The organism is Sporosarcina sp. Y838, assembly GCF_056786515.1.
Window position 1 is genome coordinate 211,598 of the sequence record NZ_JBXCJD010000006.1, and the last position, 14,881, is coordinate 226,478.

Sequence of the window (14,881 nt, forward strand, 5' to 3'; positions counted from 1 at the left end):
GCGATTATCTGAACGGGAAAATGCCCGTCAAATAATCGCTTCTTTGTTTTTTTAAAAAAACACTTAAACTTCGGTGTGATTAAATTGAAGTCGTTACTCGACCTACTGCTTGTCTGTCGAACTGCAACGTAGTGCCTTCAGATACTTTTAGGAAAACCGATGAATCATCTACAGCGTCAATTGTACCGTGAATTCCACCGATTGTGATGACCTTATCTCCACGTTTCAAATCTGATTGCATTTGTTTCGTCGCTTTTTGTTTCTTCTGTGCTGGTCTGATTAACAAAAACCACATCACTGCGAACATCGCAACGAATGGTAATAATTGTACTAATCCTCCACTCATATAAATAGCCCCCTTTCAATCAAGATTAATTATACAAGATTTAAAAGTTTTTTGCATTCGGTTTATTAAATCCGTAGCTTTCAAAAAACTCTTCACGGAAATCTCCGAGACGATCTTGGCGAATTGCTTCCCTTACTTGCTCCATTAAATTAAGAAGAAAATGAAGGTTATGATAAGAAGTCAGCCTGATACCGAATGTTTCATCTGCTCTGATCAGATGCCTAATATAAGCCCGACTGTAGGTTTTACATACATGACAGCTGCAATTTTCATCAAGTGGACGGAAATCCCTTTCAAATTTCGCATTACGGATGTTCAAACGCCCTTCACTCGTCATGAGCGTACCGTTTCTCGCTATGCGTGTTGGTAGGACACAGTCGAACATATCAATACCGCGGATTGCGCCGTCAATGAGTGAATCAGGAGAACCTACACCCATCAGGTAACGTGGCTTGTCCGATGGCAGAAGAGGTGTCGTGTGTTCCAGAATACGGTTCATGATATCCTTTGGCTCGCCAACGGAAAGTCCTCCAATTGCATAACCCGGGAAATCAAGTGACACTAGGTCTTTTGCACTTTGCGCGCGCAGATCCTCAAATTCGCCCCCTTGCACAATTCCGAACAGCGCCTGGTCATTTGGACGTGCATGTGCCCCTAGACACCTTTCAGCCCATCTGGACGTTCGTTCAACGCTTGCTTTCATATACTCACGTGTAGCCGGGAATGGTGGACATTCATCGAATGCCATCATGATATCTGCACCTAGTGAATTTTGGATTTCCATTGCTTTTTCGGGACTTAGAAAGAGTTTACTGCCATTTAAATGGTGTCTAAAATGGACGCCTTCTTCCTTAATCTTGCGGAATTCGCTCAATGAAAACACCTGGTAGCCGCCTGAATCAGTTAGAATCGGTCTATCCCAATTCATGAACTTATGGAGACCCCCTGCTTCTTCGACGATATCCTGCCCTGGACGTAGCCATAGATGGTATGTGTTACTCAAAATAATACCCGCTCCGACTTCCTTCAGTTCTTCAGGAGACATTGTCTTAACGGTTGCCTGCGTACCCACAGGCATGAATGCTGGTGTTTCAAATGATCCGTGCGGTGTATGGACGATTCCAAGACGAGCCCCGGTCTGTTTACATGTTTTTATATGTTCATATGTGACTGCTGGCATTTTATAGTTCCTTCCTTTGTGACGGTTTGATGAACATTGCATCTCCAAAGCTAAAGAAGCGATATTTCTCCGCAACCGCTCGTTTGTATGCTGCAAGTATATGGTCCTTCGTTGATAAAGCTGAAATTAGCATGATTAATGTAGACTTAGGTAAATGGAAATTAGTTACAAGGCCATCTAAAATACTGAATTGATATCCCGGGAATATAAAAATAGATGTCCACCCGCTTGAAGATACGATTTTACCATGATTAGCTGATGCTATGGTCTCCAAAGTTCTAGCAGATGTCGTACCGACCGCTATGACACGTCCTCCAGACTCTTTTACCTGGTTAATGGCATCCGCTGCTTGTTCGGTCACATGATAATATTCGGAATGCATTGTATGTTCCTCAATCGTATCTGCACTGACGGGACGGAATGTGCCTAAACCAACATGCAGCGTGATAAATGCAATGTTCACTCCTTTATTCCTAATGCTATCCAGAATTTCATCCGTGAAATGAAGTCCTGCCGTCGGTGCCGCGGCGGATCCCCGTTCTTTCGCAAACACCGTTTGATAGCGTGCCTGATCATCAAGCTTTTCAGTAATATAAGGAGGTAAAGGCATTTCGCCAAGGGCATCTAGAATTTCATAAAAAATACCTTCGTAACGGAATTTAAATGCCCGTCCGCCCGTTTCCATAACGCCGGTGCATGTTGCAGTTAAACGTCCGTCACCAAATGTGACAATTGTTCCAAGCTTCACACGTTTCGCGGGTTTTACAAGTGTTTCCCACTCATCATCTCCTGTTTGTTTCAGGAGTAAAACTTCAATCATGGCTCCAGTTTCTTCTTTAACACCCATTAACCTTGCAGGCAGTACGCGCGTGTCATTCAGAACGAGCATGTCTCCAGCTTCGAGTTCATCAAGAAGGTCCCGGAAATGACGATGCTCCACTTCCCCAGTTTCACTGTCGAGAACCATCAGGCGGCTTGCTGTGCGGTCTAGTAGCGGTGTTTGCGCTATCAAGTTATCTGGTAGTTCGAAATCGAATTCATTTACATCCATCTACATATATTCTCCCTTTATAAGTAAGTTAAAATTCATGATGCTCCGGAATCGAATATCCGAAATGTTCATAAGCAAGACGAGTTGCAACACGTCCGCGTGGTGTACGCTGAATAAAACCTATTTGCAGCAGATACGGTTCATAGACATCCTCTATCGTCACGGATTCTTCACCAATACTTGCTGATATCGTGTCGATGCCTACGGGTCCCCCTCTGAAGCGCTCAATCATTCCTGCCAGTAACTTATGATCGATGTGGTCAAGCCCCCTGGAATCGACCTGAAGCATTTCGAGTGCTTCATTCGCCATATCTAAAGTAATGCTGCCGTTACCCCTGACTTGTGCGTAATCGCGTACACGACGCAACAGTCGATTCGCAATTCTCGGGGTACCGCGAGACCTGCGGGCGATTTCGACAGCTGCCAGACCGTCTATTGAAACTTCAAATAGACCTGCACTACGAATGACGATTTCTTTAAGTGGTTCAACATCATAATACTCAAGTCGGAGCGGAACACCAAATCTGTCGCGCAAAGGCGCAGACAATGCTCCGGCACGTGTTGTTGCACCAATCAGAGTGAATGGCGGCAAATCAAGCCTAATTGACCGTGCAGATGGCCCTTTCCCAACAACGATATCTAGACAAAAGTCTTCCATTGCGGGATATAGCACCTCTTCAATCGCGCGATTCAACCTATGTATTTCATCGATGAATAGCACATCCCCTGGCTCAAGGGATGAAACGACTGCCGCTAGATCACCAGGGCGTTCAATAGCAGGTCCGCTAGTCATTCGAATATTGACGCCCATTTCATTGGCAATAACGGTTGCGAGCGTCGTTTTCCCTAAACCAGGCGGTCCATATAATAAGACATGGTCTAAACTTTCGCTTCGGCCTCTTGCCGCTTCAATGAAAATACTGAGATTTTCCTTCACTTTTTCCTGTCCGATATACTGACTTAGAAATTGTGGTCTGAGCGATTGTTCAAAGCGCTCATCGAAATCCGATACTTCTCCCGAAATAACACGTTCCTCCATTGTCCACCCTCCTTTCTCTCATTGATAAAAATTTAAGTCTGTTTCAGAAGTAACCGAAGTGCCAACTTCATATAACCCTCAGTATCATGCTCTTCTTGTTCTAATTTTGATTTTATTTTTGTCAGTTCGCGCTGTGAGTAACCCAGTGCTTCCAATGCGAGTAACGCTTCATCAAGTGCTCCATTCTCCGCCATCGTCAGTAGTGTGACATCATCCTCGGGCATGTCCATTGCATTAAATAAATCATACAATTTACCTTTCAGATCTAGAATCATCTGTCGAGCAGTCTTTTTCCCCACTCCGGGAAATTGAATTAGGAAAGTCTCGTCTTCACGTTCGATGGCACCAATAACTTGTGATGGAATACCGCTTGCGAGTATTGCAAGGGCCCCTTTAGGTCCGATACCCGAAACGGTAATTAGCTTTTTAAATAACTCCCGCTGTTCAAGTGTTTTGAAGCCAAGGAGCAGTTGGATGTCTTCACGAACATGCAAATAAGTGAACACTTGCTGAATATCTTCAGTTTTATGAAAAGCGTATGGATTCGGCGTTGCAATAAGCCAACCAATTCCACCTTGTTCAAGTGTGATATGTTCAGGAGTCACACGTGTGACCTGCCCTTTTATGTAGTCGTACAAACTTCTCTCCCCCTATATATATTAACCAATTATACCATACGAACGCACCTTCTACCTTTAACAGGAGTCGTTTTGCAAAAGAAAAGATGGCCGCTTTGTCGGCGGCCACCGGTTGTACAGTCGTTTTTAGCAGATTACATATATCATAGCAAGTACCTCGTTTTTAATCAATGAAGTTATACGGGTATGGTAATCAGAAAAGTGGTTCCTTTTCCGACACTGCTTTCCACCTTGATTTCCCCATTCAAATGCCTAATTGTACTATAAACCATTAGCATTCCTAGGCCTGTCCCCTTTTCTTTTGTAGAATAATAGGGTATTCCCAATTGAGAAATTCCTTGTTTCGACATACCAATTCCGCTGTCTTTAACAGTGATCAGTATATTCTTTTTGTATTCCGATATATCGACTTGAAGCGTTCCCCCATTTTGTTGCATCGACTCAATCCCGTTTTTGAATAAATTAATGAGGCATTGTTGAATTTGATTTGAATCATAATTCCTTTTTAATGTATTGGTAAAATGTACTTGGATATCTACTTGGTTCATCTTGGCGTAAGGATGCATAATGTTTTCCACGTATTCAACTTCTTTTCTAAAATCAGATAAAACCATACTTTCTCCTTGTGGTTTCGAAAACATTAGAAAATCACTAACTATCTGTTCTGCCCGATTCAATTCTTTTATAGAAAAATCTATATATGCTCTTTCATTGGATGTAATTGTTTTCGATTCGTTTAACAGCTGCAGGAAGCCATTCGTAACAGTTAAAGGATTTCTAATTTCGTGGGCTATGCTAGCCGATAAATCACTTATGTCATTCAGTCTTTCTGAACGCAAATACAATTCCCGCTTTTTAATATTAGTAATAATTTTTTCGACAATAGACACGATAATGAATACCACAACGAGGTGAGTGGTTATATAAAAGAGCACTAATGTCCAATACTCAACGGTTAGCTTTGGGAAAACAAAACTTAATGTAAAAAAATAAAAAGAAAATACTGATACACCGGTAACTGTTGCACAAAAAACTCTTTTATGTGAGGACTGACGTATGAAATAACTATGCAATAAAGGAATCACTAGAAAAATGAGAGTGGAGAAAATGAGTGATTGATAAATTCCCTCTCCACCGATGATAAACCGGTAAGCATTTAAAACGAGGTATAGTGGAAAAACCATCTTATACCCACCGTAAAGAGCTACAATTATAAACGGAATATATCTCAAATCTATGATGTATCCTTGATCTAATTTAATAGGGAATGCCATGCAAAATATGAGGGAAACAGCCGAAAGCGAAACGAGTATGTATTTATTGGAATTCGTTAACTTATCTTCAAAGAAAATTAAGGCCGTTAAAACCGGAAATAGTAAAAACAAGAAATTTAATAATATTGTTTCTATCAAGCCAAACTTCCTTCCTGACTTTCATCAATTTACATTCTTCATTGAAATTGTACACTATGGAACGACGCTAGTGTATATAATTCAATCACTCTAAAAAAAATATCCATCCACCAATCTTGCTTAGTGGATGGATATTACTATGAATCAAAATTAATCTTTCAATTCTGCATTATGGTAAACGTCTTGAACGTCGTCGTTATCTTCAAGGACTTCTAGCATTTTTTCAAACTGTTCTTCATCTTCTCCGCTTAAAGCGGTATACATAGAAGGAATCATCTCAATTTCTGCAGAAATAAAATTGATTCCTTCCGATTCAAGTGTTTCTTTTACTGTTAAAAAATCTGATGGTTGTGTGATGATCTCAAAGCCATCTTCCGTTGAATCGATATCATCAGCCCCAGCTTCAAGCGCAGCCATCATGACGGCATCTTCATCAGTGCTGTTCGTCCGTTCAATGAAAAGACGTCCCTTGCGAACAAACAGGTAACCTACTGAACCCGCTTCACCAAGATTACCGCCATTTTTACTGAAACCTACCCGAACATTCGGAGCAGTCCGATTACGATTTTCTGTTAAACAGTAAACGAGAACAGCCACTCCACCGGGGCCGTATCCCTCATAGATGACTTCTTCATAGTTTTCATCTGCACCCGACCCACTTGCTTTATCCACCGCACGTTTAATGACATCATTCGGAACATTGACGCTTTTTGCTTTTTCAATAGCCAGGCGAAGAGCTGCGTTCGAATCCACATCCGGACCACCTGTTTTTGCCGCCACAAAAATCTCTTTCGACATCTTTTGAAACACCTTACCGCGTTTTGCATCTTGTGCACCTTTACGATTTTGTATGTTTTTCCACTTCGAATGCCCTGCCACCTGACATTACCCCCTATATGTTAATCCGCTCTATATCATACCATAATTTCGGCCAATGAGAGAGTGCGGATTTTGTAAAAGGGATTAGCTGTTTCGCTTGCCTCTCCCTAGCTGACGGTGTCAGGGAAAAGAAGTGCAGCCATTCGCGGAGCAGTTCATTTGGAAAAAGAAGCAACGTCTTTGATGCATGATCGAGCTTTTGCAGTGAAGGTTGTTCATCAAATAAAAAATCAATATCATATCCGATTTGGGGAAGCACACGATGTATCCAAAGGGCAATTTCAGTACCCGCTGGACCAGTGCTTGCCAAATCGAAATCGATAAAACGAATACTCCCTTTTCTATCACGAAGAATATTATGATGGACGACATCCCCATGAAGCAACGTTCCATCCAAGTTGTCTTTATAGGTTTTCTTTACAGCGCTAATCGCGTTTAAAGCATAAAACAAGATTTCATCGACAAAGCCTTTTCCAATATATGCCTCACATGCTCCGCCAATTTCGCGGAATCGACTTATCCGATCTTCCCACTTCGCGATGAGGGGGTACGGATGTAAATAAGGTGAGGCATGCCAGTCGAGTTGTGCATTCGTTTCATGAAGAGCATGAAGAGCAGCAAGCGAATCTGTACGATCTGCTCTTTTCTTAAAATTAACTGCTTTTGCGCCATCCAACCAAGGTTGAACAAACGTCAGCTGATTTTCTTGCTTAATAACATCTACAACATGTGGAAACGATACAGATCGGAGTGCCTGATGTATACGATGTACTTTCATGGCAGTGGAGCTGGAATGGTAACGTTTCACCGAAAATCGATTACCGTCTTTTTCCAACTTCCACACATTATCTTTTATTTTTTCTAATTTCCCGTCCGGCCCCACAGGCCTTTCAATACGCTCCATACCAGTTCGGTCCGTTATAAGGCTGAGCCATTCCGCTATGCGGTGCTTGTTGCATGCATGTAGGACATCCACATGGCTGCCCGTAATAAAGCGGAAGCATCATTGGCTGGTGACATGGTAGTTGTTGGTGGTGATGATGGTGCTGTTGCTGTTCGTTACATCCTGGGCACCCACATCCGCATCCAGGCGGTGGACTCGGCTGTTGCATGGGATAACCGAATTGTGCAGGATTCCATTGTGTTTCAGCCGCTGGTGAAATTAACTGCGGTATATAGCTTTGCTCAGGAGGACACGGAACAGGTGGCTGTAGGTCAAATTCTGGTGATTCGTCAAACATTAATGCGGGTGCAACTGGCTGCTCATCTGGGCACATAGCAGCGTGCGGCATGACAAAACCAGGTGATTCTGTGGTCATAAACTCTGGTGATTCAATTAATTCCCATCCCTCAATAAGAGGACTTTCTTCTAACTCCATTATAGGTTGCTGAACGGGGAGGATTGGTGATTCCAGTTCAGGCATCGGAAACTGTGTTGATGGTAATGGCATTTGCATTGGCGGAGTAGCATGGTGCATTGGTACCTCCGGACATTGCATCGCTTGAATTTGACCTGAATGCATGAACGGATAACAATCCGCATCATGGATTGGCATCCAGCCACACGGAATCCCTATAATTGGCTGTACGAATGTAGGCATCTGACACGGCTGTACAGGCATTGGCATTGGCATTGGCATTGGCATTGGCATTGGCATCGGCATCGGCATTTGCGTTTGCGTTTGCGTTTGCATTTGCGTTTGCGTTTGCGTTGGTGCTGGCATCGGCATCGGCATTTGCTCCGGCATTGGCATTGGCATTGGCATTGGCATTGGCATCTGCATTTGCATTTGCGTCTGCGTCTGCGTTTGCGTCGGCATTGGCATCGGTACTGGAGTAGGTGCCGGCATTTGAGCTGGCGGCGCTGGTGGCGCTATTAACGGCGATTCCATTTGCGTTGGAGGTAATGTTATCGGTATGGGTACCGGAGTTGGTGCTTTCGGCAACGGTACGGGTGCTGGCGGCGCCGGCTTTACTTCTTTTTTTGGTGGCGGAGGCACTTGCCCCTTCCCTTTTTCAGGTTGCTTAACATGTTCTTTTTTATCACCTTTAGTTCCTTGCTGTCCTGCATTATGGTGTTTTTTGGGTAGGAATATTTTCATCCCAGGCACAATATAATCCGGATTGGCGAGATGCGCATTCACCCGCTTTAAATCTTCGAACGGGATACCGTATTGACGCGCTATCTTCCACAGCGTATCCCCTTTTACCACAATATGGACTTCCACTTAAAAAATTCCCCCTTCCATCAACTCATCGTATGAACGGACGCCCGTCTGTGTGACGCTCATTTTTGACGAGATGTCCTCTCTAACCATGTATATGCTGGAATGGGTTGTTTATTCAAATGAAAAGCTGAAACGTTCCGGTAGATGCGACAGGCATAAGGCGGAATGGCGGAGCGGTGTCTTTTCCGCAATGTCAGACCGACTTATGACCCGAGCATCTGGACGTTGAAGCTAGACATCATGAAAAGCGGAAACGTCCTGGGTAGATGCGACAGGCATAAGGCTTGAAAACAAAAAAACCGGCACTGTCATTTTAAATGACGTGTCGGCAGTTGGTCGTATGTATAATAAGATCCGAACGAATTGACAGAACAGTTTAGTGCAGCAAGTTCTTCCAATGCGCCCTTCATCATTGGATGTTCATCAGATTCCATTACATCAATGATAAAGAAATAGTTTCCAAGCCCTGTCTTCATCGGCCTTGATTCAATTTTACTCAAATTGAGCCTGCGCCATGCAAAAACGGATAGTACCTGATGTAGTACCCCTGAACGATCATCTTCAGGCAGTTTCACCATTAATGTTGTTTTAATTTTTTCGGAATGGCCTTCCATTTCCAATAAACCTTTTCGCAATGATACTATGACAAACCGTGTATGATTAAAATGAAAATCATGTATATTTTCTTCTGCGATATGTAGACCGTATTTTTCGGCTGATAACTCGTTTCCGATTGCAGCGATTTTTTCTCCCGGGTTCTCGGAAATATATTTGGCGGCAGCTGCTGTTGACGTTGTCTGGATCAACGGGACACGGCGGTAATGATATTGTAAGTACTTATGACATTGAGCAAGAGCATGAGGATGAGAATTAATGGATTCCAGTTCATTAATAAATGGAATTTGAGCTTTATTAACCATGAGATGCTGTTTAACTGCAATTGATGTTTCGGCATTGATGAAGAGATCTTTGCCATGAAACAAATAGTCAATCGTCATCGGTACGGACCCTTCCAATGCGTTTTCAAGCGGGACAAGCGCATAGGCAACACGCCCTTCCACCACTGCTTCAATGCAATCCGGTATCGTCGGAAACGGAATCAGTCCCGACGATCCAAATAGATTGTTTGCTGCAACATGTGTGAATGATGCTTCTGGTCCTAAATAGGCAACACTTGGTGTATATTTTCCATTTTCCATCCTATGATTCCCCCATCAGAGTGCACCTGAACTGATTAAAATAACTGAATCAACAAAGTCAGGTGATTTCAACCGTTGCAGGAACTCTTCCATTTTTATAGTCATTTCTGTCACGTCCAGCGACAAGGTAATATTAGCCCGAGCCTGGACCGGTATTGTCTGGTGAATTGTCAAGACGTTACATTTCGCCTCCGAGACAATTTGCAATAATGTCGAAAGCGACCCCTTCCGATCTTCGAGCTGAATGAAAATCGTCAGGATACGCTCGCGTGCAATTGATTCAAACGGGTACACAGTATCACGGTATTTGTAAAATGCACTTCGGGACAGGCCTACCTTTTTTGTAGCATCTTGTATCGTTGATTCCTCTCCGCTTGCCAAAAGCCTTTTCGCTTCAAGCATTTTCAGCATCGATTCTGTCAGTACGTCTTCCCGTACAAGGTAAAACTGACCTTCCCCCAACCGCTTCATAGGATGTCCCCCTCCGTGTGCACCACACATTTTGTAATTGCATCGAATCATAAACCAAGTAGTTAATCCATGAATTCAAATTCAAAATCAAGAAGTCGTACGGTATCTCCGTCTTTCGCACCGCGTTCACGAAGTGCATCATCTACACCCATTCCACGCAATTGTCTTGAGAATTTACGGACCGATTGGTCAAAGTTAAAGTCCGTCATTACAAACAGGCGTTCAATTGTATAACCAGACAAGATGAATGCTCCATCGTCATCACGTGAAATTTCAAACTCAGGTGCTTCCGCTTCATGTTTATAAAGAACAGATGTTTCTTTATCTTCATCTTCAATTTCATGCATCGGGAATTCTGAAGTAACTTCAAGTAAATCGACAACAGCATGAAGAAGTTCGTCCAGACCGCTTCGAGTGAGTGCAGAAATCGGGAAAATCATTGCATCTTCATCGTTCAATTTTTGCTTGAATGCTTTGAGATTATCTTCCGATTCAGGCATGTCCATTTTATTTGCAACAATAATTTGTGGGCGTTCTGTTAATCGCAAGTTATACTGCTCTAGTTCTTCATTGATTGTTAAGAAGTCCTCATATGGGTCGCGTCCTTCAAGCCCGGACATATCGATAACATGGATAATAACTCGTGTCCGTTCAATATGACGAAGGAACTGATGACCTAGACCAACACCTTGGTGTGCCCCCTCAATTAAGCCCGGAAGATCAGCCAATACGAATCCACGGTGATCATCTGTTTCAACCATTCCTAAATTCGGAACAAGTGTAGTAAAATGATAATCCGCAATTTTAGGTTTCGCCGCTGAAACGACAGACAATAACGTCGATTTCCCTACACTCGGGAACCCAACAAGACCCGCGTCCGCAAGAACTTTCAGCTCTAGATTAATTTCGCGATTGACACCAGGTTCTCCTTTTTCAGACAGTTCTGGTGCAGGATTTGAAGATGTAGCAAATCGGCTGTTACCGCGTCCTCCACGACCACCTTTAGCAATGACTGCTGTCTGGCCGTGTTCAACAAGGTCAGCGATAATTGTACCGTCTTCAGCATCCGTCACAATCGTGCCAGGCGGAACTTTGACAACTATGTCTTCTGCATTTTTGCCATGCATGTTTTTACTACCACCATGCTCACCGCGTGGCGCCTTGAAATGACGTTGGTAACGGAAATCCATCAGTGTACGCAATCCTTCATCTACGATGAAAACGACGTTAGCCCCTTTTCCTCCATCACCACCTGCGGGTCCACCATAGGCGATGTATTTCTCGCGACGAAAGGCAACCATTCCATCACCACCGTCACCGCCTTTAACATAAATCTTAACGTGATCGACAAACATGTATTTTCCTCCTATTGTCCACTGATTGTGAACGTCCATTGATTGTGTAAAAGTGTTTCGTGAACAGTAAAGTTTCCAGTCGCTTTTGGTGCTGGAACTTTGTGTTCCATATTCCCCTGGACATTGATTGTAATTGACCAGCTTGTTAAATTGGCTTGGACATCAATTTCCGTCTTATACTCGGAGGTCGGGTCCAGTGTTTTCTCTCCTACACTGAATACGTTTTCCAAATAGGCTACAACTGATTCATCCTCTGCTTCACGTCTGCCAGAAATAATGGTGGACGTCAATGTAGTGGAATAGGAAACGTAGAGCCAATTGAATTCAGCTAGCCACCTTTCAACAGCAGGCATTCCAAGCCTTTCCAACATCGCTATCTGACGCATCTGTTCTGTTGTATCCATAATTTTCTGTCTTGCTTCGGGTAGTTTATCGAGGTCGATATAGAGCAAGATTAATTGGAGTTCATTTAAAAAATCATGTCTTGCAAATTTTAGCGCTTGCGCCGTGGTTAGCTCTTTGTTCCCCATTTTCATTCACCGCCAACAATTTTCATGTATATAGTATAGCATCTGTTACCTAGAAATGCGCTAGGCGTTCGCTTATACGCAACAGGCATTAGAGATGAACACTTTTTTAGCGTTTGAAAAGAGAAAAAGGACTGCACATTTGTATGCAGTCCTTTCTGTCGTACGTATATTATGCTTCCTGAACTTCAGGGTATACGCTAACTTTCTTTTTGTCACGACCATAACGTTCGAAACGAACGACGCCGTCAACTTTTGCGAAAAGAGTATCGTCACCACCGCGACCGACGTTTTCACCTGGATGAATTTTCGTTCCGCGCTGACGATAAAGGATTGAGCCGCCAGAAACAAACTGTCCGTCCGCGCGTTTTGCGCCAAGACGTTTCGAGTGAGAGTCACGACCGTTCCGTGTAGAACCTACCCCTTTTTTCGATGCGAAAAACTGGAGATCTAAACGTAGCATGTATGCCACCTCCTACTATTTAAGGATAATTTTTATATGTTGCCCATAGTCATTCTCAATCGTCTGCAATGAAACAATCATCGCCTTTACAATCAACTGTGTATCGTGATCGTTTTTTTCACTTTCCGGAAAAATGACTTTCAAATAACCGCCGTCCGATCCTTGTAGAATCTCAGGGGTATTGCCTGTTAGTGCAATGATGGCATTAACAGCACCAAACGATACTGCAGATGCTCCGGCACAGACAAGGTCTTTTCCATGTTCCGCGAAATCAGCGTGGCCCGTCATCTCAAAAGAGTTTATACGACCAGTAGATTGGTTCTTGTTTATGATGATTTTAATCATGCCGGCTTACAGGTTGATACCGTCAATGACGATTTTCGTGTATGGCTGACGATGACCTTGTTTTCTGTGGTAGTTCTTTCTTTTCTTGTATTTGAAAACAGTGATTTTTTTAGCACGGCCCTGTTTAACAACAGTTCCTGTAACTGTAGCACCTTCCACGAATGGAATGCCTACTTTCACGTCTTCTCCACCTACGAAAAGAACTTTGTCGAAAGTGACGACTTCGTCAGCTTCACCAGCTACTTTTTCAATGTAGATTTCCTGGCCTTTTTCAACTTTGATTTGTTTTCCACCAGTTTCAATAATTGCGTACATACTTGCACCTCCTCTTATAAATACAGACTCGCCTTCAAAGGTGATCCTACGGATACTTGTACCTTATCAGTGCGGTTGTAGCACGGGTGCTACAAACATTAACATTTGAATATTACCACGTATTTTTTTTTATGTCAATCTATTTAATTTAATTTCTGCAAATGCTTTTTCATATTTTCGGAAACGAAAAACGGAGATGTTCTGAATTAGAAGAAATAGCGCGAGAAGAATGTAAGGCAACGTTTTAGGTAATCCTGAAGTTAACAGGATGATTCCCGCGGAAATGAATAGAATGGAATGTAGAAGAAAGATTGACCTAGTACGATAAATTGATCCTTCAGTCTCAAGCAGTGCGCAGATTGCCTGTCCACCGTCAAGAGGAAGAACAGGAAGTAGATTGAGTAAAAGAAGTGCTACCTGAACCTGTATGACCAGGTCGTCACCGGGAAACGGAATCCATATAGCCACTAAAAAAACTACCAGAGTTGCGAGTGGACCACTGAGCGCGACGATAATACGATCATTTTTAGAAGCTTCATGACGGTTCAAGAAAACGATCTCACCGCCATAAGGCATGATCGTACAAGATCGAATTCGCATGCCTGTAAAATACGCCGCGACCAGATGCCCCGCCTCATGAATAAGCAGTGATATAAAGATAATTGCATATACGGAAATATTACCTGTTATTATTAAAAACAAGAAAAAAGGCAGGAGAACTGGATGAAGCCTGAGTTTCATTTTTTCCCGCCCGAAAGATATGCAGGTAAGAGGGAAGCTTCGATTCTCACACCATCTTGCTTCACCTTGAGGTAAATTGCTCCCTCATCCATCCGAGCCAGCGTGTCCCCTTTTTTCACGGCAGTATACGGCAGTTTAAAAAATTCCCCGACAAACCCATACGTCACTTCATCTCCACCTTCATACAGCACTGTGACGGTCTTACCTGATTCGCGGGTGAAGCCAGTGAATATGACAAGTCCATTATCAATTGCGTCAATCGCCATTGGTTGTGTATAGGACACAATCACTCCATCTTTATAGGGCTGCATTGATTCGTAAGCAGATAAAGGGTCTAGCTGTTGCGGATCTCCCATAACAGCAATTTTGTCTGGCCCCGAATCTTTAATGATCGTTGCCACCCATTTCTTCATCGCCACAAAATCTTTCCCTGACGTGACATATTGCGTTACAGGTTGTTTGATAACACCAGTATCTTCAAGCTTCGCCACACCCAAAATGCCTAGCGTCAGGACAATTGCTACCATCCATTTCGTTTTCCATTTCAAAAGGTCACACCACCCGTTTTTTTTAGTATATGACGCCTGCGCTGTGAATATTTTGGGTGTGGTAAGATTTCCATGATTTCGGGTAAATATATGTGACCACAGCCCCCCCTCATAATTAACCTTAATAACACATGAAACCCCCAA

The 14,881-nt window shown here is 43.1% G+C and carries 18 protein-coding genes and 1 other annotated feature; all 18 genes read right to left on the reverse strand.

Annotated elements, in window-relative coordinates:
- Positions 1-79: 79 nt before the first annotated feature.
- Positions 80-346: a preprotein translocase subunit YajC gene (yajC, locus tag AC1TO4_RS10845; RefSeq protein WP_482100834.1), complete on the reverse strand. Its 267-nt coding sequence runs from the start codon at positions 344-346 to the stop codon at positions 80-82.
- 40 nt (positions 347-386) lie between these two features.
- Positions 387-1,526: a tRNA guanosine(34) transglycosylase Tgt gene (gene tgt / locus AC1TO4_RS10850; RefSeq protein ID WP_482100835.1), complete on the reverse strand. Its 1,140-nt coding sequence runs from the start codon at positions 1,524-1,526 to the stop codon at positions 387-389.
- A gap of 1 nt (position 1,527) precedes the next feature.
- Positions 1,528-2,577, reverse strand: a complete 1,050-nt coding sequence (queA, locus tag AC1TO4_RS10855; RefSeq protein ID WP_482100836.1) for a tRNA preQ1(34) S-adenosylmethionine ribosyltransferase-isomerase QueA — start codon at positions 2,575-2,577, stop codon at positions 1,528-1,530.
- A gap of 28 nt (positions 2,578-2,605) precedes the next feature.
- Positions 2,606-3,616 (reverse strand): Holliday junction branch migration DNA helicase RuvB, encoded by a 1,011-nt coding sequence (gene ruvB / locus AC1TO4_RS10860; protein ID WP_482100837.1) that lies wholly within the window; start codon positions 3,614-3,616, stop codon positions 2,606-2,608.
- Positions 3,617-3,648: 32 nt separating this feature from the next.
- The gene (gene ruvA / locus AC1TO4_RS10865) at positions 3,649-4,254 is read right to left on the reverse strand and encodes a Holliday junction branch migration protein RuvA (protein WP_482105322.1); all 606 of its coding nucleotides are present in this window, start codon (positions 4,252-4,254) and stop codon (positions 3,649-3,651) included.
- Between the two features lie 176 nt (positions 4,255-4,430).
- Positions 4,431-5,666 (reverse strand): ATP-binding protein, encoded by a 1,236-nt coding sequence (locus AC1TO4_RS10870; protein WP_482105323.1) that lies wholly within the window; start codon positions 5,664-5,666, stop codon positions 4,431-4,433.
- A 150-nt stretch (positions 5,667-5,816) separates the two neighbouring features.
- Positions 5,817-6,545 carry a YebC/PmpR family DNA-binding transcriptional regulator gene (locus tag AC1TO4_RS10875; RefSeq protein WP_482100840.1) on the reverse strand — a complete coding sequence of 243 codons (729 nt, stop codon included), beginning with the start codon at positions 6,543-6,545 and terminating at the stop codon, positions 5,817-5,819.
- A gap of 13 nt (positions 6,546-6,558) precedes the next feature.
- Positions 6,559-7,449, reverse strand: a complete 891-nt coding sequence (locus AC1TO4_RS10880) for a phosphotransferase (RefSeq protein WP_482105324.1) — start codon at positions 7,447-7,449, stop codon at positions 6,559-6,561.
- On the reverse strand, positions 7,436-8,773 hold the full coding sequence (locus AC1TO4_RS10885; RefSeq protein ID WP_482105325.1) for a LysM peptidoglycan-binding domain-containing protein: 1,338 nt from the start codon (positions 8,771-8,773) through the stop codon (positions 7,436-7,438). Before AC1TO4_RS10885 ends, AC1TO4_RS10880 begins: the two co-directional genes overlap by 14 nt.
- A gap of 308 nt (positions 8,774-9,081) precedes the next feature.
- A complete protein-coding gene (gene pheA / locus AC1TO4_RS10890; RefSeq protein WP_482100843.1) occupies positions 9,082-9,972 on the reverse strand; it encodes a prephenate dehydratase in 891 nt (296 codons plus the stop codon).
- A 15-nt stretch (positions 9,973-9,987) separates the two neighbouring features.
- Positions 9,988-10,443: an ACT domain-containing protein gene (locus AC1TO4_RS10895; RefSeq protein ID WP_482100844.1), complete on the reverse strand. Its 456-nt coding sequence runs from the start codon at positions 10,441-10,443 to the stop codon at positions 9,988-9,990.
- Between the two features lie 62 nt (positions 10,444-10,505).
- The gene (obgE, locus tag AC1TO4_RS10900; RefSeq protein ID WP_482100845.1) at positions 10,506-11,798 is read right to left on the reverse strand and encodes a GTPase ObgE; all 1,293 of its coding nucleotides are present in this window, start codon (positions 11,796-11,798) and stop codon (positions 10,506-10,508) included.
- A gap of 11 nt (positions 11,799-11,809) precedes the next feature.
- Positions 11,810-12,328 carry a Spo0B domain-containing protein gene (locus AC1TO4_RS10905; protein ID WP_482105326.1) on the reverse strand — a complete coding sequence of 173 codons (519 nt, stop codon included), beginning with the start codon at positions 12,326-12,328 and terminating at the stop codon, positions 11,810-11,812.
- A 169-nt stretch (positions 12,329-12,497) separates the two neighbouring features.
- Positions 12,498-12,788: a 50S ribosomal protein L27 gene (gene rpmA / locus AC1TO4_RS10910; RefSeq protein WP_482100847.1), complete on the reverse strand. Its 291-nt coding sequence runs from the start codon at positions 12,786-12,788 to the stop codon at positions 12,498-12,500.
- A 15-nt stretch (positions 12,789-12,803) separates the two neighbouring features.
- Positions 12,804-13,133, reverse strand: coding sequence for a ribosomal-processing cysteine protease Prp (locus AC1TO4_RS10915; RefSeq protein WP_482100848.1), 330 nt, complete (start codon positions 13,131-13,133; stop codon positions 12,804-12,806).
- 6 nt (positions 13,134-13,139) lie between these two features.
- A complete protein-coding gene (rplU, locus tag AC1TO4_RS10920; RefSeq protein WP_482100849.1) occupies positions 13,140-13,448 on the reverse strand; it encodes a 50S ribosomal protein L21 in 309 nt (102 codons plus the stop codon).
- 14 nt (positions 13,449-13,462) lie between these two features.
- Positions 13,463-13,535: a sequence feature (ribosomal protein L21 leader region), on the reverse strand.
- A 42-nt stretch (positions 13,536-13,577) separates the two neighbouring features.
- The gene (locus AC1TO4_RS10925) at positions 13,578-14,189 is read right to left on the reverse strand and encodes a site-2 protease family protein (protein ID WP_482100850.1); all 612 of its coding nucleotides are present in this window, start codon (positions 14,187-14,189) and stop codon (positions 13,578-13,580) included.
- Positions 14,186-14,737 carry a hypothetical protein gene (locus tag AC1TO4_RS10930; protein WP_482105327.1) on the reverse strand — a complete coding sequence of 184 codons (552 nt, stop codon included), beginning with the start codon at positions 14,735-14,737 and terminating at the stop codon, positions 14,186-14,188. The genes AC1TO4_RS10925 and AC1TO4_RS10930 overlap by 4 nt, the downstream gene beginning before the upstream one ends.
- Between the last annotated feature and the right edge of the window lie 144 nt (positions 14,738-14,881).